29 protein-coding genes and 6 pseudogenes are annotated in these 20,425 nt (G+C 38.3%); 32 read left to right on the top strand and 3 right to left on the bottom strand.

Annotated elements, in window-relative coordinates; all coding sequences use genetic code 11:
* Nucleotide 1: 1 nt before the first annotated feature.
* From BQ7344_RS14955 to BQ7344_RS15045, 21 genes and pseudogenes are all read left to right on the top strand, one after another.
* Nucleotides 2-370, top strand: a complete 369-nt coding sequence (locus BQ7344_RS14955; protein ID WP_072523184.1) for a DUF4186 domain-containing protein — start codon at nucleotides 2-4, stop codon at nucleotides 368-370.
* A gap of 32 nt (nucleotides 371-402) precedes the next feature.
* Nucleotides 403-492: pseudogene (locus BQ7344_RS17000) on the top strand (YaiI/YqxD family protein); the annotation flags it as partial.
* A gap of 137 nt (nucleotides 493-629) precedes the next feature.
* Entirely contained in the window at nucleotides 630-809 is a 180-nt protein-coding gene (locus BQ7344_RS16350; RefSeq protein WP_200793053.1) for a hypothetical protein, read from the top strand.
* 145 nt (nucleotides 810-954) lie between these two features.
* Nucleotides 955-1,458, top strand: a pseudogene (locus BQ7344_RS14965) (alpha/beta fold hydrolase); the annotation flags it as partial.
* A gap of 207 nt (nucleotides 1,459-1,665) precedes the next feature.
* Nucleotides 1,666-1,923 (top strand): annotated as a pseudogene (locus BQ7344_RS17005) (hypothetical protein); the annotation flags it as partial.
* A 315-nt stretch (nucleotides 1,924-2,238) separates the two neighbouring features.
* A complete protein-coding gene (locus BQ7344_RS14975; RefSeq protein WP_330392886.1) occupies nucleotides 2,239-2,496 on the top strand; it encodes a hypothetical protein in 258 nt (85 codons plus the stop codon).
* A 390-nt stretch (nucleotides 2,497-2,886) separates the two neighbouring features.
* The gene (gene rd, locus BQ7344_RS14980) at nucleotides 2,887-3,051 is read left to right on the top strand and encodes a rubredoxin (RefSeq protein WP_015541208.1); all 165 of its coding nucleotides are present in this window, start codon (nucleotides 2,887-2,889) and stop codon (nucleotides 3,049-3,051) included.
* Nucleotides 3,052-3,127: 76 nt separating this feature from the next.
* Nucleotides 3,128-3,562 (top strand): bacteriohemerythrin, encoded by a 435-nt coding sequence (locus tag BQ7344_RS14985; RefSeq protein WP_015541209.1) that lies wholly within the window; start codon nucleotides 3,128-3,130, stop codon nucleotides 3,560-3,562.
* A 263-nt stretch (nucleotides 3,563-3,825) separates the two neighbouring features.
* A complete protein-coding gene (locus BQ7344_RS16355; protein ID WP_015524977.1) occupies nucleotides 3,826-3,975 on the top strand; it encodes a hypothetical protein in 150 nt (49 codons plus the stop codon).
* Nucleotides 3,976-4,154: 179 nt separating this feature from the next.
* Nucleotides 4,155-4,367 (top strand): DUF6219 family protein, encoded by a 213-nt coding sequence (locus BQ7344_RS14990; protein ID WP_015541210.1) that lies wholly within the window; start codon nucleotides 4,155-4,157, stop codon nucleotides 4,365-4,367.
* Nucleotides 4,368-4,370: 3 nt separating this feature from the next.
* Nucleotides 4,371-4,826 (top strand): thioredoxin-dependent thiol peroxidase, encoded by a 456-nt coding sequence (gene bcp, locus BQ7344_RS14995; RefSeq protein WP_015541211.1) that lies wholly within the window; start codon nucleotides 4,371-4,373, stop codon nucleotides 4,824-4,826.
* Nucleotides 4,826-5,587, top strand: a complete 762-nt coding sequence (gene yaaA / locus BQ7344_RS15000; RefSeq protein ID WP_072523185.1) for a peroxide stress protein YaaA — start codon at nucleotides 4,826-4,828, stop codon at nucleotides 5,585-5,587. The genes bcp and yaaA overlap by 1 nt, the downstream gene beginning before the upstream one ends.
* 112 nt (nucleotides 5,588-5,699) lie before the next feature.
* Nucleotides 5,700-6,092: a Fur family transcriptional regulator gene (locus BQ7344_RS15005; protein WP_015541213.1), complete on the top strand. Its 393-nt coding sequence runs from the start codon at nucleotides 5,700-5,702 to the stop codon at nucleotides 6,090-6,092.
* Nucleotides 6,093-6,179: 87 nt separating this feature from the next.
* The gene (gene rbr, locus BQ7344_RS15010; protein WP_015541214.1) at nucleotides 6,180-6,722 is read left to right on the top strand and encodes a rubrerythrin; all 543 of its coding nucleotides are present in this window, start codon (nucleotides 6,180-6,182) and stop codon (nucleotides 6,720-6,722) included.
* A 15-nt stretch (nucleotides 6,723-6,737) separates the two neighbouring features.
* Nucleotides 6,738-7,691, top strand: a complete 954-nt coding sequence (locus BQ7344_RS15015; RefSeq protein WP_015541215.1) for an L-lactate dehydrogenase — start codon at nucleotides 6,738-6,740, stop codon at nucleotides 7,689-7,691.
* A gap of 27 nt (nucleotides 7,692-7,718) precedes the next feature.
* On the top strand, nucleotides 7,719-8,093 hold the full coding sequence (locus tag BQ7344_RS15020; protein WP_015541216.1) for a desulfoferrodoxin family protein: 375 nt from the start codon (nucleotides 7,719-7,721) through the stop codon (nucleotides 8,091-8,093).
* 91 nt (nucleotides 8,094-8,184) lie between these two features.
* Entirely contained in the window at nucleotides 8,185-8,343 is a 159-nt protein-coding gene (locus tag BQ7344_RS15025; protein WP_005339874.1) for a rubredoxin, read from the top strand.
* Between the two features lie 154 nt (nucleotides 8,344-8,497).
* Nucleotides 8,498-9,244 carry an SDR family NAD(P)-dependent oxidoreductase gene (locus tag BQ7344_RS15030; RefSeq protein WP_072523186.1) on the top strand — a complete coding sequence of 249 codons (747 nt, stop codon included), beginning with the start codon at nucleotides 8,498-8,500 and terminating at the stop codon, nucleotides 9,242-9,244.
* Between the two features lie 92 nt (nucleotides 9,245-9,336).
* Complete coding sequence (trxA, locus tag BQ7344_RS15035) at nucleotides 9,337-9,642, top strand: thioredoxin (protein ID WP_072523187.1); 306 nt, start codon at nucleotides 9,337-9,339, stop codon at nucleotides 9,640-9,642.
* A 12-nt stretch (nucleotides 9,643-9,654) separates the two neighbouring features.
* Nucleotides 9,655-9,975, top strand: coding sequence for a rhodanese-like domain-containing protein (locus BQ7344_RS15040; RefSeq protein ID WP_005421613.1), 321 nt, complete (start codon nucleotides 9,655-9,657; stop codon nucleotides 9,973-9,975).
* A gap of 1 nt (nucleotide 9,976) precedes the next feature.
* The gene (locus BQ7344_RS15045; RefSeq protein ID WP_072523188.1) at nucleotides 9,977-11,668 is read left to right on the top strand and encodes an FAD-dependent oxidoreductase; all 1,692 of its coding nucleotides are present in this window, start codon (nucleotides 9,977-9,979) and stop codon (nucleotides 11,666-11,668) included.
* A 115-nt stretch (nucleotides 11,669-11,783) separates the two neighbouring features.
* Here the strand turns inward: BQ7344_RS15045 and BQ7344_RS15050 are convergent, their stop codons facing one another.
* Nucleotides 11,784-12,443: a Crp/Fnr family transcriptional regulator gene (locus tag BQ7344_RS15050; RefSeq protein WP_235816134.1), complete on the bottom strand. Its 660-nt coding sequence runs from the start codon at nucleotides 12,441-12,443 to the stop codon at nucleotides 11,784-11,786.
* A gap of 134 nt (nucleotides 12,444-12,577) precedes the next feature.
* Between BQ7344_RS15050 and BQ7344_RS15055 the strand changes: the two genes are divergently transcribed.
* Nucleotides 12,578-12,847, top strand: coding sequence for a hypothetical protein (locus BQ7344_RS15055; RefSeq protein WP_235816135.1), 270 nt, complete (start codon nucleotides 12,578-12,580; stop codon nucleotides 12,845-12,847).
* A 109-nt stretch (nucleotides 12,848-12,956) separates the two neighbouring features.
* Here BQ7344_RS15055 and BQ7344_RS15060 read toward each other — a convergent pair whose 3' ends face one another.
* On the bottom strand, nucleotides 12,957-13,163 hold the full coding sequence (locus BQ7344_RS15060; protein WP_072523190.1) for a type II toxin-antitoxin system HicB family antitoxin: 207 nt from the start codon (nucleotides 13,161-13,163) through the stop codon (nucleotides 12,957-12,959).
* 229 nt (nucleotides 13,164-13,392) lie between these two features.
* Between BQ7344_RS15060 and BQ7344_RS15065 the strand changes: the two genes are divergently transcribed.
* The 3 genes and pseudogenes from BQ7344_RS15065 (at nucleotide 13,393) to BQ7344_RS15075 (ending at nucleotide 15,789) form a co-directional block, all read left to right on the top strand.
* The gene (locus BQ7344_RS15065; protein WP_015541219.1) at nucleotides 13,393-13,599 is read left to right on the top strand and encodes an excisionase; all 207 of its coding nucleotides are present in this window, start codon (nucleotides 13,393-13,395) and stop codon (nucleotides 13,597-13,599) included.
* Nucleotides 13,600-13,677: 78 nt separating this feature from the next.
* Nucleotides 13,678-14,885 (top strand): annotated as a pseudogene (locus BQ7344_RS16895) (tyrosine-type recombinase/integrase).
* A 601-nt stretch (nucleotides 14,886-15,486) separates the two neighbouring features.
* Nucleotides 15,487-15,789, top strand: coding sequence for a PBECR4 domain-containing protein (locus BQ7344_RS15075; RefSeq protein ID WP_015541223.1), 303 nt, complete (start codon nucleotides 15,487-15,489; stop codon nucleotides 15,787-15,789).
* Nucleotides 15,790-15,901: 112 nt separating this feature from the next.
* On the opposite strand, the pseudogene BQ7344_RS15080 reads toward BQ7344_RS15075, so the two are convergent.
* Nucleotides 15,902-16,201, bottom strand: a pseudogene (locus BQ7344_RS15080) (response regulator); the annotation flags it as partial.
* Nucleotides 16,202-16,257: 56 nt separating this feature from the next.
* On the opposite strand from BQ7344_RS15080, the gene BQ7344_RS15085 reads away from it, so the two are divergent.
* The 7 genes and pseudogenes from BQ7344_RS15085 (at nucleotide 16,258) to BQ7344_RS15115 (ending at nucleotide 20,281) form a co-directional block, all read left to right on the top strand.
* Nucleotides 16,258-16,422, top strand: coding sequence for a CD1871A family CXXC motif-containing protein (locus BQ7344_RS15085; protein ID WP_015541225.1), 165 nt, complete (start codon nucleotides 16,258-16,260; stop codon nucleotides 16,420-16,422).
* 76 nt (nucleotides 16,423-16,498) lie between these two features.
* Nucleotides 16,499-17,383: a 4Fe-4S binding protein gene (locus BQ7344_RS15090; protein ID WP_083585563.1), complete on the top strand. Its 885-nt coding sequence runs from the start codon at nucleotides 16,499-16,501 to the stop codon at nucleotides 17,381-17,383.
* 13 nt (nucleotides 17,384-17,396) lie between these two features.
* The gene (locus tag BQ7344_RS15095; protein WP_072523191.1) at nucleotides 17,397-18,365 is read left to right on the top strand and encodes a TlpA family protein disulfide reductase; all 969 of its coding nucleotides are present in this window, start codon (nucleotides 17,397-17,399) and stop codon (nucleotides 18,363-18,365) included.
* 8 nt (nucleotides 18,366-18,373) lie between these two features.
* A pseudogene (locus BQ7344_RS15100) lies at nucleotides 18,374-19,219 on the top strand (terminase TerL endonuclease subunit); the annotation flags it as partial.
* A gap of 99 nt (nucleotides 19,220-19,318) precedes the next feature.
* The gene (locus BQ7344_RS15105; RefSeq protein WP_072523192.1) at nucleotides 19,319-19,642 is read left to right on the top strand and encodes a hypothetical protein; all 324 of its coding nucleotides are present in this window, start codon (nucleotides 19,319-19,321) and stop codon (nucleotides 19,640-19,642) included.
* Nucleotides 19,643-19,710: 68 nt separating this feature from the next.
* Nucleotides 19,711-19,992, top strand: coding sequence for a phage major capsid protein (locus tag BQ7344_RS15110; protein ID WP_330392890.1), 282 nt, complete (start codon nucleotides 19,711-19,713; stop codon nucleotides 19,990-19,992).
* Entirely contained in the window at nucleotides 19,955-20,281 is a 327-nt protein-coding gene (locus BQ7344_RS15115; protein ID WP_072523193.1) for a hypothetical protein, read from the top strand. The genes BQ7344_RS15110 and BQ7344_RS15115 overlap by 38 nt, the downstream gene beginning before the upstream one ends.
* The last annotated feature ends 144 nt before the right edge of the window (nucleotides 20,282-20,425 follow it).

The following is a 20,425-nucleotide window of genomic DNA, read 5'->3' on the forward strand; positions in this document are numbered from 1 at the left end:
CATGACGAAGGATGAATGGTACAAGCAGTTATTTGAGCGACTGGATAATTCCAAGTTTCGAAGCAGTTTCCATCTGAAGCAGAAGGATATTGATTACATAAACGAAAAAGGACTGGATACAATCAGACAACATGCAAAGGAGTTTATCGCAAAGAGAGAAGCTCCGGCATATATAGCAAATGATGGCAAGCAGACACCAATGCGTGGGCATCCGGTATTTATTGCCCAGCATGCAACGGCAACATGTTGCAGAGATTGCATTCGGAAGTGGCATAAAATGCAACCGGGAAAGAAACTAAGCCAAGTGCAGCAGGAATATCTTGTAGATATAATTATGACATGGATTCAAAAAGAAATGGAGAGGAACTAGTGCAAATATTTGTTGATGCAGATGCCTGCCCTGTAGTTGCAATGGCATTGAGAAAAGGTGCTTATGCTATTCATCAATCAGGTAAATGGTACACGAATGATAAAAATGTGAAACAGGGTCTTCAGCTTTTTCTGCAAGTCCTGTTTTTCCGGAGGGCAGCAGCCTGTTCTGATTCAAGATTTTCTATCTGATTCTGGATTTTATTAGAGCTTGGGATTTTGGTAATACTGAGATCCTGAAGCTCTTTTTTTAATGAATCGTGGAGCTGGTATTCTGCCTGATGCTTGGTTCAGTAAGCTTTTGGATTTTTTGCAGATTTGCAATCTTCTATCACTTTACGGCAGAGCCGGTAAGAATCGCAGTGTTTCTGAATGACTTTCTGCGTGCTCAGATCACTGTTGATGTGTGCTGCTCTCTGATCAATGAGGCCTTCCGTTAATCGGTCAATGGGTATATACTCATATTAACCGAACTGGTCAACGGAGGTGATTTATAAATGATAAATTTTTCGCTTTGTCGGAAGAAAAACAATCACAAGTATTGAATGTCGCCCATACGACATTGGAAATGGTTTATAGGAAGGGGAACAGAAAATTACATTAGTGTTTTTACCGGGACTTACGGCAGACCACCGGCTTTTTGAGAAGCAGACAGAATATTTTGAGAATAAACAGAATGTGTTTGTATGGGATGCACCATCACATGCATTATCCAGACCATTTACGAATAATTACAGTTTATCAGACATGGCAGAATGGCTTTATGAAATCCTGGCAAAAGAAGAAATTTATAATCCGATCATTATCGGTCAGTCTATGGGCGGATATCTGGCTCAAATGTATATGGAATTATATCCGGATAAGATAAAAGGCTTTATCTCCATTGATTCGGCACCGCTTCAAAAGTCTTATATGACTGCGATGGAAATATGGCTTCTTGAAAGAGCAGAGCCATTATATAAGATATATCCATGGAAAGCACTTCTTAGGGCTGGTTCAAGAGGGTGTGCAGAGACGGATTATGGTCAGAATCTTATGCGGAAGATGATGATGTCCTATAATCCAGATCATAAAGAATATGCAAGGCTTGTCGCTGATAGAGAAAAAGCAAAAGACATTTTAAAAAGAGTAAATTATTATCGCTTTACGGGTTATGCTTTGCAATTCAGACAAGAGCCTTCTGGTAGTGACTATATTGAAAAAGCAGAAGTATATTATAGGACACAGATAGTATATGGATTTTCAATAGCCAAATGTATAGAAGCTCCGCATGATTAGCATTACGATGAAAATAATTTCTATAACAAAAAGGGTTACAAGGAAGTTATGGAAAATTTCAGCAGGGAGAAAAATTATTATAAAGATAGTCTGATTGTAAAACATCACAAATTGAAATATTCTAGCAAAATGCCGTTGTGGGTTATTGTAGAATTTAGTAAGAAATCATTGATTCAGACGGTGGAAACAGTGATAGATGAATATAGGGACGACATTGATTTGAATCTGATTGGATTCCCGGAAAATTATTTGGAAATTATGAAGAATAATTTGTGAGAAAGCGAATAATTATATAGTTTATATTGAATACGATCAGAAAGAACCTGAACATAAACAGGTTCTTTTTGTTATAATGCTGCATACTCACTTTCGGTAAAAAGATATATGGTATCATTATTGCGTAGCAAGATAATATTTTCAATAGGTATCTCACATTGATTCAAATAAATTTTCTTTTCAATGTTAGCCAAAGGTGCTATATGGGTAATGCAGATTTCACTCATCTTTATATGTTCAAAAGAGAAGATATGTAAAGATTGGTATGGAATAATTGAATATAGTGGTTCAGTTGAGGAAGAGTAGGTGAGTAATATGAGATACGAAGATTCGATGAAAGGTGTAGCTGATCAGATAATCAAAGAACAGCAGCGAGCCAGTAAAATTAAAAACAATCCAGAAGAATTCCATTGGCATGACGAATATGCAACGTTGAATTTCTTTCGGTTTATCTGCAAAAATATCGGTAACTTGAGAAATGGAGAAATTGAAAAAATGGTCACACGCTTAAAGAACATAGATCAGAAAGCAGTGGAAAACCATGTGAATGGTGCGGTTTGGGCATTTGCTTAGGATAAGATGTTCTGTGTACTGATGGAAAATGAAATTTGCCGAAAGGTGTGTGAAAAGAATAAATATAATAGTTGGACGAAGCTGATTGGACAGTATTGTGTTTCAAGGACTTAAAGACGAAGAAAGTTGTTGTAGAGAAATAATTTCCAGCAACTCTGTCTTTAATGAATAGAGTTCATTTTTTTATTCAACTATTCCCATGATATATACAATATGTAAATGTGCAATTCAAATATCAGTTTATGCTAAGTGTAAAAATGATAATAATTACTATTATTGACAAAAGAATAATTATCATGTATAATACAGATATACAAGAAACAAAGTGTTAGAAAAATTGCTAGAAACTTGGTAACAAAAATAAATCGACATTGAAAATGGAAAATGACTATGATAAAATATGAATGTGAACCATGTGGATATATTTATGATTCGGCAGTAGGAGATCCAGACGCTGGTATCGATCCAGAAACTGCATTTGAGGATATTCCAGATGACTGGACATGCCCAATCTGCGGATTAGGAAAAGATGTTTTCGTTCCTGTAGAAGACTAAGCAGAAAATGCAGGTACGAAACTGCCATACATTAAAAGAGCCTAAGAGAACATATAAAAGAAATGGAGGTCAAATTATGACTTACGATTTAAACATTACCTTTGATGACAATTTAGTAACAGGAAATGAAACAATTGATACCCAGCATAAAGAATTGATCGACCGTATCCAGAACTTTGTAACTGCCTGTCAAAATGGCGACAGCAAAGTAAAAGCAATCAAAATGCTGGATTATCTGGATGAATATACTGACTTTCATTTCAAAGAAGAGGAAAAGCTTCAGGAAAAATCCGGTTATCCAGAGCGTGAAAAACATTATGAAAAACATGAAGAGTTTAAAAAGACAATTCAGGAACTGTATGAATACCTTCAGGAGTATGAAGGACCAACAGATCGGTTCAGTGAACTTGTACAGAAAAATGTAATCGACTGGCTGTTTGGACACATTAAAACATACGACCGCTCTGTGGCAAAATTTATCTTTATGAAACAAAATCCAGACCGATGCTAAAATAAACCAGGGAACGAGTTCACTCAGAATGTAGACAACGTGATGAAGTAAACTAGGGGCTGTCACAATGCAGCCCCTTTCCTGTTATAGCGATATTCTAGGTAATATATTGCGCTGGCATGACATATTATTTTACTACTACTATATGGGAAGAGCAAGCAGCTCTTCTTTTTTGTTGTCCTTTTTATCCAATTTTAAGTTGTAAAGTCTCTTTTCATTCGACAAAATTCTCCACAGACAGAGGATATGCGACGAGCATTGATATGAACATCTATTTATGGAAAGAGGATATTGAAGACGGGGAATCGGTAATGACAGCCGAATATAGACCTGTAGAATACGGAAAGGACTATGATGTTGTCAATAATCCTGATAAATTTCAACTATATATAGATGGAAAAGAGATTAAATAGTAATCTCCTGAAAGCAAGCTTTTTGTCAATTATTTCAAAGAAAAATTAAAGGATAACAATACATAGTTTTGACAATGATATTTTGAAAAAATTTATAGGAATGCTCTATTATCAAATTGACATAGGAATATGGTAGCGTATAATTAGAATTGAATACACTGAAAAAATGGAGGAATTACATGAAAGCACATAAATATTGGTCAGTAGGAGCATTGATCACAATGCTTGGGACTTTTTACACTGGATATAAAAAGCAAAAATCAAGTCACAAATACTTTGCTTTAAGTTCTATGTTATGTATGGTAATGGCGATATATACAGGTCATAAAATGATTACCAGGAATAGGAAAAAAAAGGCGAATAAAGAGAAAGATACAGAAAGGGAGGGATAAATAATGTTGGAAGTAGGGGTTAAGGCACCGGATTTTGAGTTGCCAGATCAAAATGGGAAAATACATAGATTATCGGATTATACAGGAAAAAAAGTGATCTTATATTTCTATCCCAAGGATAATACAGCGGGATGCACGAAACAGGCATGTGGGTTTTCTGAGCGATACCCTCAGTTTACCGAAAAAGGAGCAGTTATTCTTGGAGTCAGTAAGGATTCTGTATCCTCTCATAAGAGATTTGAGGAAAAATATGGATTGACATTTACACTTTTAGCAGATCCAGAGCGGAAAGTTATTGAAGCATATGATGTATGGAAAGAAAAGAAAAATTATGGCAAAGTCTCTATGGGAGTAGTAAGAACCACATATCTTATTGATGAACAGGGGATTATTATAAAGGCAAATGATAAAGTCAAGGCTGCAGATGATCCTGAAAATATGCTTAAGGAATTGGCATAATGAAGATTATTTTATCACCTGCAAAAAAGATGATTGTAGATACCGATAACTTAGCACCGGTTGAACTGCCTGTCTATATTGATAAGACAGCAGAAGTATTAAACTGGATGAAAAGCAAATCAAAAGAAGAACTGAAAGCTATCTGGAAATGTAATGACAAGATTGCAGAGCAGAACTTTAACAGATTGGAAAATATGGATCTTTATAACAGTCTTACTCCGGCTGTTTTAGCATATGAAGGGATTGCATTTCAATATATGGCACCATCTGTGTTTGAAATCCAGCAGTTTGAGTATTTGCAAAATCATTTAAGAATCTTGTCTGCGTTTTATGGCATTTTAAAACCAATGGATGGTGTGACCCCTTATCGTCTTGAAATGCAGGCAAAGGTTGGAATTGGAGATGCAAAAAATCTGTATGAGTACTGGGGAGAATTGTTATACCGCTCAGTAATAGATGACAGTAGGATTATCATTAATCTTGCATCAAAAGAATACTCAAAATGTATAGAAAAGTATCTGACACCACAGGACAGATATATTACGATTGTATTTTGTGAGTTATCCGGAGATAAATTGGTAACAAAAGGTACCTATGCCAAGATGGCTCGTGGTGAAATGGTCAGATTCATAGCGGAAAATAATATTGAAAATCCGGTGGAGATTCAGAAATTTGACAGACTCGGATATTCGTTTAGGTCTGATTTATCTTCAGATTCAGAATATGTATTTGAACGCAAAATAAAATGGTTATTCATGTGAAAGATGCTCAGTTTGGCGACTTCTTAATAATAAGAACTATTACTATTTGTTGACAACAGGATAATAGTGGTATATAATCCTTATTGAGAACTAATCCTAATAAGGAGGACGAATGACAAGTAGGAGAAATACCATTCAAAAAGATCTTGTAAGAAATACCGTATACGAAATGAAAAGACACGTTACGGCAAATGAAGTGTATGAATTTATAAAAGAAGCATATCCAGCAATTGGAAAAGGAACTGTATATAGAAATCTTGATATATTGGTAGAGGAAGGTGCATTAAGAAAGGTTGAAGTTCCGAATGGACCGAACCGATTTGATTTTACATTGAAAAATCATTACCATGTAAGATGTATAAAGTGCGGTGAAATTTTTGATGTGGATATGGATCAAATACCGGATTTGCTGGAAAGAATTCATAACACTCATGGAATTGAATTTGTGGATTATGATATTTCATTTAAAGGCATTTGCCCGAAATGCAGGGAGAAGGTAAAGTAGGAATTACCAGATGACTTTATATGTCCTTTGTGCAAGCACCCGGCATCAGATTTTGAAAATGTAGTAAAGAAAACGGAGGTAAAAGAGATGGAAGCAAACAAATATGCAGGAACACAGACAGAGAAGAATTTACAGGAGGCATTTGCAGGGGAATCACAGGCAAGAAATAAGTATACCTTTTTTGCTTCTGTAGCAAAAAAGGAAGGTTACGAGCAGATGTCAGCATTGTTTTTAAAGACTGCAGATAATGAGAAAGAACATGCAAAGATGTGGTTCAAGGAATTAGCAGGAATTGGTGATACAAAGGAAAACCTGGCAGCAGCGGCAGAAGGCGAAAATTATGAGTGGACAGATATGTATGATGGCTTTGCTAAAACAGCTGAGGAAGAAGGATTCCCTGAGCTTGCAGCAAAATTCAGGGCAGTAGGTGAGATTGAGAAGCACCATGAGGAAAGATATCGTGCACTTCTTAAGAATATTGAAACTGCACAGGTATTTGAAAAGAGCGAAGTTAAGGTATGGGAATGCCGTAACTGCGGACATATTGTGGTAGGAACTAAGGCGCCTGAAGTATGTCCGGTATGTAATCATCCACAGAGCTATTTTGAAGTACATGAAGAGAATTATTAAGGAGATAAGATTATTATGAAGAAAGTGATTAATTCAAAAAAAGCAGTAATGATAGGCTGTGGCTTTGTTGGTTCTGCATCGGTATTTGCTCTGATGCAGAGTGGCTTGTTTACAGAGATTGTCCTTATCGATGCAGATAAGAACAAGGCAGAAGGAGAAGCAATGGATATCAGTCATGGTATTCCATTTGCAAGTCCGATGAAAATATATGCCGGAGATTATGATGATGTGGCTGATGCTGCAATTGTTGTCATATCTGCCGGAGCTGGACAGAAACCGGGAGAGACAAGGCTTGATCTCGTAAATAAAAATGTAGCAATATTTAAGTCAATCATTCCTGAAATAGCAAAGAGAAATTTTGCAGGTATCATGCTTGTAGTTGCGAATCCGGTAGATATCCTGACTCAGGTAGCCATAAAGTTATCCGGACTTCCAGAAAACAGGGTTATTGGATCGGGTACTGTGTTAGATAGTGCCAGATTAAGATATAAGCTTGGTGAGCATTTATCTGTGGACAGCAGGAGTGTTCATGCATTTATAGTAGGTGAGCATGGAGACAGCGAAGTTGTAGCATGGTCATCAGCCAATGTATCTGGTGTTCCATTAAGTGAAATGTGTGAAATGCGTGGACATTACAAGTACAAGGAAAACACGGCAGAAATAGCTACAGCAGTCAAGAACAGTGCTTATGAGATTATAAACAAAAAGCACGCTACATATTATGGAATTGCAATGTCTGTAAAAAGAATCTGCGAAGTGATTATGAGAGATGAAAAATCAATACTTCCTGTATCACACATGATTCATGGAGTATATGATATTGACGAAGTATCGTTAAGTATGCCAGCTATTGTAGGTGCAGATGGTATTGAGTCTGATATACCTATTAATTTAAGTGGCGAGGAAGCGTTAAAGCTTAAGGAATCTGCAGATTCATTGAAAAAGATTATGGAGACAATTGAATTATAAATTTTACACATGGAAGGAGAAAAAGGCATGGAAGTAAGGTATTATATTTGTAAGCATTGTGGAAACATTGTTGAAAAGGTAAAGGATAAGGGTGTACCTGTAATTTGTTGCGGAGAACCTATGCAGGAATTAAAAGCCGGAGTGACAGATGCTGCTGTCGAGAAGCATGTACCTGTATATACGGTAGAAGGCAGTCATGTTCATGTCGTGGTCGGAGAGACAAAACATCCAATGCTTGAAGCGCATTTCATTGAGTGGATTACATTAAATACAAACCAGGGAATATACAGAAAACAGTTAAATCCAGGGCAGGAGCCGGTAGCAGATTTTTGTCTTTGCGATGGTGAACAGGTAGAAGAAGTATATGCATATTGTAACCTGCATGGATTATGGAAATGCTAAAAGCATTTATACATATTAAGGTTACAGAACAACACAAATACAACAGTAATATATGCTGTGTATTAATATATTTATAAGGAGGAACAAACTAATGAAATATGTATGTGACGTTTGCGGATGGGAATATGATGAAGAGGAAGGTTATCCTGAAGGTGGTATTGCACCAGGAACAAAGTGGGAGGATGTTCCGGAAGATTTTGAATGCCCATTATGTAATGTTGGAAAAGATCAGTTTTCAGAAGTTGAATAGAAGCCTAATCTTGTGTTAAATATGGATGGATAAATCAAAACCCTGTTGCGTGAGCAACAGGGTTTTTTATTGCGATATTTTGTGATGATATCACAGAAAATAATCTACCTTTTGCTTATAATGTAGCTAGAAACTAAGTAAGGAGGTAGTCTAAATGAGATTAAAAGATAAAGTTGCAATCATCACGGGTGGAAGCCGTGGCATAGGATTTGCTACAGCTGATAAATTCTTGAAGGAAGGCGCTACAGTTGTGTTGGCAGCAAGTTCACAGGAATCGGCAGATGTTGCTGTAGATAAATTAAAAGAAAAATATCCCAATGCAATAGTTGCTGGAATTAGTCCAAATCTGGCAAGCATGGAGTCTGTCAGAAAGGCTTTTAAAGAGGCAACTGAAAAATATGGATGTGTCGACATACTGGTAAATAATGCAGGGATTTCAGAAAACACCTCATTTATGGATTATACAGAGGAGACTTTCGATAAAGTCATGGATCTAAATGTAAAAGGAGTATTTAATACTACTCGTGTAGCAGCAGAATGTATGGTGGCAAGAGGCAAGGGGGTCATTCTCTCAACTTCTTCCATGGTGAGTATTTCGGGACAGCCAAGTGGGTTTGCTTATCCGGCATCGAAGTTTGCAGTAAACGGATTGACTGTATCATTAGCAAGAGAACTAGGACCTAAAGGTATTCGTGTTAATGCTGTTGCACCTGGGATTACAGAAACTGATATGATGAAGGCCGTGCCAAAGGAAGTTATCGAACCTATGATTGAAAGAATTCCATTGCGTCGTCTTGGACAGCCAGAAGATATTGCCAATGCGTTTGTGTTTCTTGCTTCAGATGAGGCGAGTTACATTACAGGTGTTATATTAAGTGTAGATGGTATGGCAAGAAGTTAAGTTAATGAGGTATGGTGATGTAATCACGGAAAATAAATGAAATTAAGACTATAATAAATTTACAAAAAGAAAAAGATAAGGAGGACTGTAAAATGTCTGCTATTAATATCAATAAAAATAATTTTCAGAACGAAGTACTGAATTCCGATAAACCCGTTCTTTTAGATTTTTGGGCATCTTGGTGTGCACCTTGCCGCATGGTAGTACCTATTGTAGAGGAGATTGCAAGTGAGCGTAGAGATATTAAAGTTGGAAAGATTAATGTAGGTGAAGAGCCTGAACTGGCAAATAAGTTCAGTATTATGAGCATTCCGACTTTAGTGGTTATGAAGAATGGGAAGATTGTACAGCAGGTTTCAGGGGCGAGACCTAAGAATGCGATTTTAGAAATGCTTTAGGGAGGTGTGCTAATGGGATTTTTTGATCTCTTTAAACAGTCAAATATTAATCAAGGCATAGAAGAATATAAAAGGACTGATGATGCAGTTCTGCTGGATGTACGTACACCGCAGGAATATCAGGAAGGACATATACCAGAAAGTAAAAATGTGCCGTTGCAGCAACTTGACAATATTGCTTCTGTAGCGAAGAATAAGGATATCCCACTGTTTGTATACTGTTATTCCGGTTCACGAAGCCGCCAGGCAACTGGGATACTGCAACGAATGGGATATTCTAAAGTAAATAATATCGGTGGCATTGCTGCTTATTCAGGAAAGGTGGAAAAATAAGATGAAGGTAATAATTGTAGGCGGTGTAGCTGGAGGAGCTACAGCCGCAGCAAGAATACGAAGACTGGATGAACATGCAGAAATTACTGTGTTTGAAAGATCCGGATACATATCCTATGCGAATTGTGGGCTTCCATATTATATTGGAGATGTGATCACAGATCCGGAAGAACTTACACTACAGACACCTGAGAGTTTTTTTAAACGCTTCCGTATTAATATGAAAATTCATCATGAAGTTATCTCCATACATCCGGATCGTAAAACGGTTTCAGTGAAGAATTTAGAAAACGGTGAAATATTTGAAGAAAATTACGATAAACTTATCCTTTCTCCAGGTGCAAAGCCAACACAGCCGAGACTTCCTGGAGTAGGTATTGATAAACTTTTTACACTTCGTACTGTAGAAGATACTTTTCGGATAAAGGAATATATAAATAAGAATCATCCAAAATCGGCTGTATTGGCTGGTGGCGGTTTTATTGGTTTAGAGCTGGCAGAAAATTTGAGGGAGCTTGGCATGGATGTTACGATTGTCCAGCGGCCTAAGCAGCTGATGAATCCTTTTGATCCGGATATGGCATCCATGATCCATAATGAAATGAGAAAGCATGGAATAAAACTGGTATTGGGCTATACAGTAGAAGGATTTAAAGAAAAAGACAATGGAGTGGAGGTCTTATTGAAAGATAATCCATCTCTTCAGGCTGATATGGTGGTGCTGGCAATCGGAGTTACACCAGACACAGCATTAGCAAAAGAAGCCGGTCTGGAACTTGGCATCAAAGAAAGTATTGTAGTGAATGACAGAATGGAAACCTCTGTACCGGATATTTATGCTGCAGGTGATGCAGTTCAGGTAAAACATTATGTTACTGGCAATGATGCGTTAATCTCTTTGGCGGGACCTGCTAATAAACAGGGCAGGATCATCGCGGATAACATTTGTGGTGGTGATAGTCGTTACCTGGGCAGTCAGGGAAGTTCTGTTATCAAAGTATTTGATATGACAGCAGCCACTACAGGTATCAATGAAACCAATGCCAAAAAGTCAGGATTAGAGGTAGATACAGTAATTCTTTCTCCTATGAGTCATGCCGGTTACTATCCCGGTGGAAAAGTGATGACCATGAAGGTGGTTTTTGAAAAAGAGACTTATCGCTTGCTTGGTGCTCAGATTATTGGATATGAAGGAGTTGATAAACGTATTGATGTACTGGCAACAGCAATTCATGCAGGGCTGAAGGCAACCCAGTTGAAAGATTTGGATCTCGCATATGCACCGCCTTATTCCTCTGCAAAGGATCCTGTAAATATGGCCGGATTCATGATAGACAATATAGCAAAAGGGACCTTAAAACAATGGCATCTGGAAGATATGGATAAGATTTCTAAAGATAAAAATGCTGTGTTGCTGGATGTGAGAACGGTAGATGAATTTAGCAGGGGGCATATTAATGGATTCAAAAATACTCCTGTAGATGAACTGAGGGAACGAATTAACGAAATTGAGAAAGGAAAGCCTGTGTATCTGATATGCCAAAGTGGTCTGCGCAGTTACATTGCCAGCCGTATTCTGGAAGGAAATGGATATGAAACATATAACTTTTCCGGTGGATTCCGCTTCTATGATGCAGTGGTTAATGACCGTACGCTGATCGAAAGGGCATATGCATGCGGTATGGATTATTAGAAATAAACAAATTTTTTATAGTTTAATCGTAGTATAAAAAGATCCCCCATTTATTAGAACGACTTTCATAATTCTGATAAATGGAGGATTCTTTAAATGTTATAGAAAAACAGTTTTATGATCTTTGTAGTGTTTCCAGTCTTTTCGAATCAAGGATTGTGATTTTACCGCGGGAGAGTTTGACGAGTCCTTCGCTTTGAAAGTATCGGAGCATTCGAGTGATAACTTCCCTGTGGGAACCAAGATGGTTGGCGATGGTTTCGTGAGTGATCTTTAATTCATTTGTTCCTTCGATAGAGGTCTCTTCTAAAAGAAATGAAGCAACACGCTTATCCAAACTCTTCCACATGATTTGTTCAATCAGCCACATGACATCAGAAAAACGGGTAGCCATTAACTCATTGGTATAGTTTGCGACAGGAGCAGAATCCTTCATGATGCCCTTATAGATTTCAGCAGGGATAATCCAAAGATCAGTATCTTTTTCAGCTTCAATGGTTACTTCAAATTGGATGGACCGCATGATACATGAGGCGGATAAAAGACACATATCCATATCGAACAGACGGTAAAGTGTAATCTCCCGTCCTTCATCTGAAAGTATGTAGGTTCGAAGCTGCCCAGATTTAACCAGTAATAATCCAGTACAGTCCAGGTTTCCGTTGTGAATGATCGTTCCTTTTTTAACAACCTGTGTGATTAAATTGTCTGAAATTAGTTTTTTCTGTGCTGTATTTAAGTCACTCCATAGTGGAAAATGATTTTCGAAGTTCATAACAGTTATCTCCTTTACGAACATAGTATACTTGCTTTTTTAAGATGCGTCAATTAAATAATTGACATATGCCATAAATAAAAATATACTGACTATAGTACATGACGGTTGTAAATATGAGGGAGGGATAAATAATGCAGGGAGATGTCAGTTTTACATTTTTGAACCGAATTGAAGAAGTAGAACTGAATATTGTAGATGGACGATGGCAGTCTGCACTGGCATTGGCATTGACTTTGCCAGATATTTGTGGAGGTATTGCTTTCCCGGAAATTGTTAAACATTATCGATATGGCCGGGTTATGCTGGATCGGCAAAAAAATCCGACTCGTGATGTGGGAACCCAATATATCCGCTGGTTTGATGAATATGCAGGGGACCACTTTAAATATGGTAAGGGGTAAAATATCGTTTGCGACAACATATAAAATTGCTTTTAATTAGTTTATGGTGATGAGCTTTCAATTTTGAATGCCAGGTTCGATGTAATCAGAGTAGTTAAACTGCTGCCCCTTAAAAATTCTCTATCCCGAATGATGTTTCTGGGATTTTCCTGCCTGCTGCCCTGGCCGTTTCTATCCATTCACTGATCACATTTTTCACATTTTCAAATGCCTCGTTAGGCGTCCTTCCATCCGCCATACATCCTAGCAGATCTGGAACGGTCACAATATAGCAATTTTCTTTTGCGGAATATTTCATCACTATACAATAATTCATCAAAATCCCTCCAAACAAATTAAACTATAAACAGTATAGCATAAAATTTAGAATTGAAAATAGAATGGATTATTATTTGTTAGGCAAATGATTAAAAACAGAAGAAAAACAGATAAAATACGAAAAAAATGGAGAGATTACAAGACACTATCTGATTTTTTTCTGTTTTTCATAAAAAATCACATATTAATACCGATAAAAAGATTTTGAAGAAAATGGAGGTATTAATATGATTACAAAGAATGAAGTCCCGCTCTGGAAAAAATATGCACTTACCCTTTCAGAGGCTGCTCAGTATTTTGGGATTGGCGAAAGAAAACTGCAGCAGATTGCAGATGATAATCGTGATACCGGTATTGTGATATATAACGGTGTCAAGTTGTTATTCAAACGTGAGAGATTTTCTGAATGGCTGAATGAAGTAAATTCGATTTGAGAGCGTGATGACAAAAGGACACCAGTATGATATTATAATTTTACTGGTGCCCTTTTTATATGAAAGGGTAGTTTGTATATGAAAAAGGTTAGCACAAAAAGACGTGATAGTAAAGGAAGGATTTTGCAAAACGGCGAAAGTCAAATGTCGGACGGACGTTATCGATATTTCTATTACGTCGGCGGTAAACAGAAAAATTTGTATTCCTGGAAATTGGAAAAGAATGACCGGTTACCGGCAGGAAAAAGGGAATGCGTAGCACTGCGCGAGAGAGAAAAAGAACTGCAGTTACAAAACTTACAGGGCGTTAATCCTGAAAAAATGACAGTTCTTGAACTGGTGGAAAGATATCTTGCAATCAAAGATTTAAGTGTAAAAAAGACTACAAAAGCAGGACACCAGACAGTGTTAAATGTCTTGAAGAAAGAGAAGTTTGCACAGATGGAAATTAGCAAAGTGAAGGTATCTGATGCAAAGCTATTTCTCATCAAATTGCAGCAGGAGGATGGGAAGAGTTACAGTACGATTCATATATCATCCGGGGTGTATTAAGACCTGCTTTCCAGATGGCGCTTGAAGATGATCTCATTTTAAGAAATCCGTTTGAGTTTCAGGTATCAGTAGTGTTGGTAAATGATTCCGTAACCAGAGAAGCAATCACTGTAGACCAAATGCGGAAATTCTTAAACTTTGTAAAGGAAGATGAGCATTTCAGCAGGTATTATGAGGCATTTTATATTCTGTTCCATACCGGCATGCGTATTTCGGAATTTTGCGGATTGACGGTAAAAGATCTGAATATGAAGGAAGGCAAAATTAATATTGACCATCAGCTTATGAGATGGTCTGATATGAAATACGGAATAGAAAGCCCCAAGACTAATGCCGGAACCAGGCAGATCCCGATGACGTCTGAAGTTTATGAATGCTTCAAAATTATTTTGGAGCAGCGTAAAAAATACAAGGTTGAGCCGGTTATCGATGGCTACAGGGGATTCCTGTTTTTGGATAAAAACAAAATGCCGTTGGTGGCATTGCACTGGGAGAAGTATTTTCAACACGCTGTCGAAAAATATAACAGTATCTATAAAGCGCAGCTTCCAAAGATCACGTCTCATGTATGTCGACACACCTACTGTAGCAATCAGGCGCGTGCCGGCATGAATCCAAAAACACTGCAGTACCTGATGGGACATTCTGATATCGGGGTTACACTCAATACATATACTCATATCAAATACGACGACGCTAAAGATGAAGTTCTTAAAATGGCTGGAAGTCGCTAAAAATGTGTAATGTTAAGAGTTTTCAATTTAACATGATTGACGACAGAGATATGAAGAGATATGAGGAGTTATGCAGAATTACACCAGAAACACAAAAATCCGGAAATGCTTGTAAAATCGGCATAAATCCGCATAAGTCAGCATAAAGGAGTATAAGTCAACAATGATAAAAGTACTTTTCGTATGCCACGGCAGTGTTTAAGGGATGCCGTGAAAGCCTTGGTTTTAAAGAATTTTTTGATGATTGACGAATAATTTGCACCTTATTTATACCTTTGGAAGACCGGATCGGAATAATAGAGAAAATAAAGAAATAGATAAATATAACAGGAAGCAATTTTGTCATATTGGAAATAATTAGAATTTGCTGAACCGTGTTGATTTTTTGATTGATTGAGTATAATAAAAGTAAGAACAGAAATGTTCTCGATGTAAGAGCATCGTTAAAAGTTGGGCTGCAGATGGAGCAGGATAAAATTCCATCTCATTAGATGTCTTAACTGGATATCGAGGCTGACAACCAGCAGAAAACTCTTTTACAAAAGTAATTCTCAGAAGAGTGTGGTTAAATGCCACACTCTTCTTTGCGTATAAGGTATAAATGGCAACAAAGGTAGATAAGAAAAACGCAATACGACAAGGTATTATAGAGGCGGCAATTGTATATAGCCAGAGTTTGGCGGGTAAAACATTTCTGTATGTATATGGAGATGAATATTTTGAAGCTTCTTTTCCGGTGGATCATTTTCTGCATTTAACAGGAGTGGAGACAAGACGTTCTGCAAAGGATTTTTATAGGAATGCAAAAAAGGCTATTCTTACAAATAATCAGTTTTATTTTGATGCAAGACATATATATGCAAATGCCAAAAAGAACTTCTCTATTTCGGATTCCGCATCATAGATGGTCATTCCGTCAAAAATGGTAGCTTTCTCAAATTGCTCAAAGCACTCTCGGAAATCTTTTCCATGACAGCGAAAAACATAGTTCTCATCGCCGAAGCACTCGAAAATAACTGTCGGAGGGTAAGACTGCGAATCCTTGCAGTAAGTTCTTCCAAATAGAACGGCTTTGCCAAATAATCGTTTGCACCTGCATCCAAACCGTCAACCTTATCAGACACTTCACTACGGGCAGACAAAATCAGCACCTTTGTGTCACGGTCGTTTTTTCTGAGTGTTCTCAAAACAGTCATGCCGTCAGCACCCGGTAAATTCAAATCAAGCACAACGAGGTCAAAGTTATCGTCAGCAAGCATTTGCATTGCGGTTATTCCGTCATAGCAACAGTCAACGCTATAAGCAAGACGCTTCAAGCATTTCTGTTCTTAACGAAAATTTTATATCCGATGTGCTACAATGACGCCAGAAAATGAAAGGAGTGATTGAATTGACCAGAGCAAAAAAGGCTTTATCACAGGCAGTACTGCTTATTTCGGGGGCTATTATGCTCGGCTTCGGTGCGATGCGTGGCGAAGTTGAAACCGTTTTGAGCAAGGCAATCAGGCTTTGTTTGGAGTGTGTAGGAATTGGATAAAAAGAAAACAAAGAATAAAAACCATAATAAGAAAAAACATTCGGCATCTAACCAATTAGCCAAATTTTGAGGATGGATTCAGGCAGGAGCAACTCTGCTGACAAATATTCATCTGCCAAACTTTTTCAAAGGCGAAATATATCAGGGCAATGGCAAAGCCGTTTGTGTGCCGGGTCTGAACTGCTATTCCTGTCCTGCTGCATCGGGTGCTTGCCCAATCGGCTCGTTTCAGGCAGTAGTCGGCTCGTCAAAATATAAGTTTTCCTATTATATAACAGGATTTCTCATTTTGTTGGGAGTTCTGCTCGGACGCTTTATCTGCGGATTTTTGTGTCCGTTTGGTTGGTTACAGGATTTGTTGCACAAAGTCCCGACCAAAAAGTTTTCAACAAAAAAACTCAAGCCACTGACATATATCAAATATGCAGTACTGCTGTTGGCAGTTGTTTTATTACCGGTGCTCATAGTAAATGATTTGGGGATGGGCGACCCATATTTCTGCAAATATATATGTCCGCAAGGTGTGCTTGAGGGTGCGTTGCCACTTTCGGCAGTCAACGAAGGTATCCGTTTGGCATTAGGAAAACTGTTTTCGTGGAAACTTGTTGTGCTGATTTCGGTAGTCGTTTTGAGCGTGCTGTTTTACAGACCGTTCTGCAAATGGATTTGCCCACTCGGTGCATTCTACGCACTGTTCAACAAGGTTTCGCTGTTTGGGATGAAGGTAGACGAGCACAAATGCGTTTCGTGCGGAAAATGTGCAAAGGTGTGCAAAATGGATGTTGATGTTACAAAAACGCCTAACAGCACCGAATGTATCCGATGCGGAAAGTGCATAAGTGCCTGTCCTACCGACGCAGTCAGCTTTCAATACGGCTTTGGCATGCTTGGAAAAACAGTAGACGAAAACGCAAAAATCGAAAACAAAACAAACAAAAAAGAAACAAAAGAGGAATTATAACGGAGGAATAATTATGAAGTTTTCAAAACTCTCAAAAATCTTAACAGTAGTATTATTAGTTCCTGTGTTGGCAATCAGCCTTATTGCTTGCTCAACATCAAAGGACAACAAAGACGAAAAACAATCAACAGATTCAAGCATTTCAACCTTGATGGCAACAGAGCCAAGTGATGCTGATGAAGCTTCAAAGCTCTACAATCAGTTTATGAAAAAAGAAAACGAAATTTTGTCAACAGACAAAGCCCTTTGGGAAAAAGTATTTATGGCTTCAAACAAGGAAACCACAATGATTGAGGACGGCACAAATTACGGCGACTTTCTTCTCAAGACAATCGAAAGTGCAAAGGACCAATTCACAGATGAGGAATACAAAAAACTCGTTGCCGGTGCAGAACAAATCAAGGAAATTGAGGGCAAGCTCACAATCTTGGAGCAAAAATATCCTGAATGTGCAAATGCACCTTCAAACGGTGACAGCGTTCCGGCTGACAGCAACGGCGTTGTTTCAAACAGCAGTGACGCAACAAGTTTTCCGTCATTTGACGGCAAGGACCTTGACGGCAACGATGTAAAGAGCAGTGAACTTTTCGCAAACAGCAATGTAACAGTTGTTAACTACTGGTTCAGCACTTGCAAGCCTTGTGTCGGCGAACTTTCCGAATTGGAAGCACTCAACAAAAAGCTTGCAGAAAAAGACGGTCAGGTTGTCGGCATCAACACTTTTACACTTGACGGTGACAAGACAGCAATTTCAGAAGCAAAAGACATCCTTTCAAAGAAAGGTGTAACCTACAAGAACATCTGGTTTGATTCAAACAGCGATGCAGGCAAGTTTACATCAGGTATCTTCTCTTACCCAACAACATATGTTGTCGACAAGAACGGCAACATTGTAGGCGAGCCAATCGTTGGTGCAATCACTGAAAAAAATCAAGCAAAGACACTTGAAAAACTCATAGACCAGGCTTTACAGGTCAAATAAGAATAAGGCATACACAGCTAAACCGAAAGCTCTTTGACGTTATGACGAAGGGTTCCGGCGATGCCCGTATGCAGCCTTTGTATTTCCTGATCACGACTGCCGGAACCGATACCAATTCTATCTGCTATGAAACACACCAGAAGGCAGTGGATATTTTGGAAGGAAGGAAAAAAGACAGTACTTTTTATCCAGTGATTTATGGAGCTGAGATGGATGAGGACTGGACTGATCCAAAGGTCTGGAAGAAGGCAAACCCATCTTTGGGGGAGACGATCGGCATGGATAAGGTCAAAGCAGCCTGCGAATCAGCAAGGCAGAATCCCGGAGAAGAGAACTCCTTCCGGCAGCTCCGTTTAAACCAGTGGGTGAAACAGGCAGTTCGTTGGATGCCGATGGAGAAGTGGGATGCCTGTGCATTCCCTGTTGATCCGGAAGAACTGAAAGGACGAGTATGTTATGGTGGACTTGACCTTTCCAGTACCACAGACCTTACCTGCTTTTGTCTGGTGTTTCCACCGGAAGATGAAAGCGAGCCATATTATATTTTGCCATATTACTGGCTTCCGGAAGAAACCCTGCCGCTTCGAGTAAACCGGGATCATGTTCCCTATGATGTTTGGGAACGGCAGGGATACATTCAGACTACGGAAGGAAACGTGGTGCATTATGGATTTATCGAAAAATTCATAGAAGCCTTGGGAGAGAAATATAACATTCGGGAGATTGCTTTCGACCGATGGGGAGCCATTCAGATGGTACAGAATCTTGAGGGTATGGGATTTACCGTTGTACCAATGGGACAGGGATTTGCAAGCATGAGTCCACCAACTAAAGAACTGATGAAGCTGTCTATGATCGTGTACGGCTATACATGGCTGGCAATTTTTCATTGCTAAATACATCCACGCTTTTTTATGTTATACTGCCCGTATCAAGTACATAGGAGGTATGATATGAGAAAAAAAGCGTTTAAATTGTGGCTGGAGACATATGGAAAACATGGTGTAGAACCAATGTCAAAGAGACCGATTGATGATGCCTTGTCGCGATGTAATCGGATAGAAAAAGGACTTGCTGTTGATCTGGATATCGAATATGAACAGGATCGAGGTGAGAGCATTCTTGCTCTGTTAGAATACACAAAAGATGATAAAAATGTGGGAAAGGAAGCACCAAAAGGGCTGTTCTTTAAACAGGGGGCAGATTTATATAATGCAATGGCTTCGTTAAGGAGTGCAGTAAAAAAGTATTTTGAATTTTATACAGCAACAAAATAGTAACACAGGCATCTACCAGAAATGGCAGGTGCTTTTTTCATGCAGATTTTGAGGAGGGATTTACAGCAATGAGTTTTTTACAGGGATTATTTCGTACCAGAGATATCTGGCAGCCGTCTTATCAGTCTGGGGAGCCGGATCGTGTGCTTGGCTATGAAGTACATACTTCTGCGTATGCTCCGAAGGATGCGATTTCCTTTGGCGATTACAAATACTACAATATTGGTGATCGTGGAGCCAGATCTTTTAAACAGTTGAATGAGTTGTTTGCCGGAAATGGTATGATCGGTTATGTGGCAAAGGAACGTGTGTATGGATATCGCCCGGGTGGAAGATCAGCAGGAGTTTGAACAAAGTCCGAATGCCAAGATTGCAGTCCAGTATGCCGTTGCTTATCAGTATGAACACAGGGAAGAAGCAGACCACCATGGCGTAGTGATTCCAGATGAATTTTGTGAAGGAAGTTTTTGCAGTAGGCTTTATGAAGAAATAGCAAAACGAAAGAAAAAGATTTGTGAAAAACTTCAGGTAGATGAAGATATAGATCTTGAGCATATCATCAATTTCATGGAAGATTTTACAAGGTATATGTCTATGAAAATGTATGAGTACGGTGCTTTGATGGGTACAAAAGAGTAAAGGTTATACTATATAGTGGCACCTGGCAAAAAAGTCAGGTGCCTTTTTAGGAATAACTTTAGCAGAGAGTTAAAAATTATCATGTTATAGTATCAACAAATGAAGGATTTTTTCGTATAATATCACGAAATAGAAAGTCTATTG

Origin of the sequence: Blautia sp. Marseille-P3087 (assembly GCF_900120195.1) — a bacterium.
Classification (GTDB): domain Bacteria; phylum Bacillota; class Clostridia; order Lachnospirales; family Lachnospiraceae; genus Blautia_A.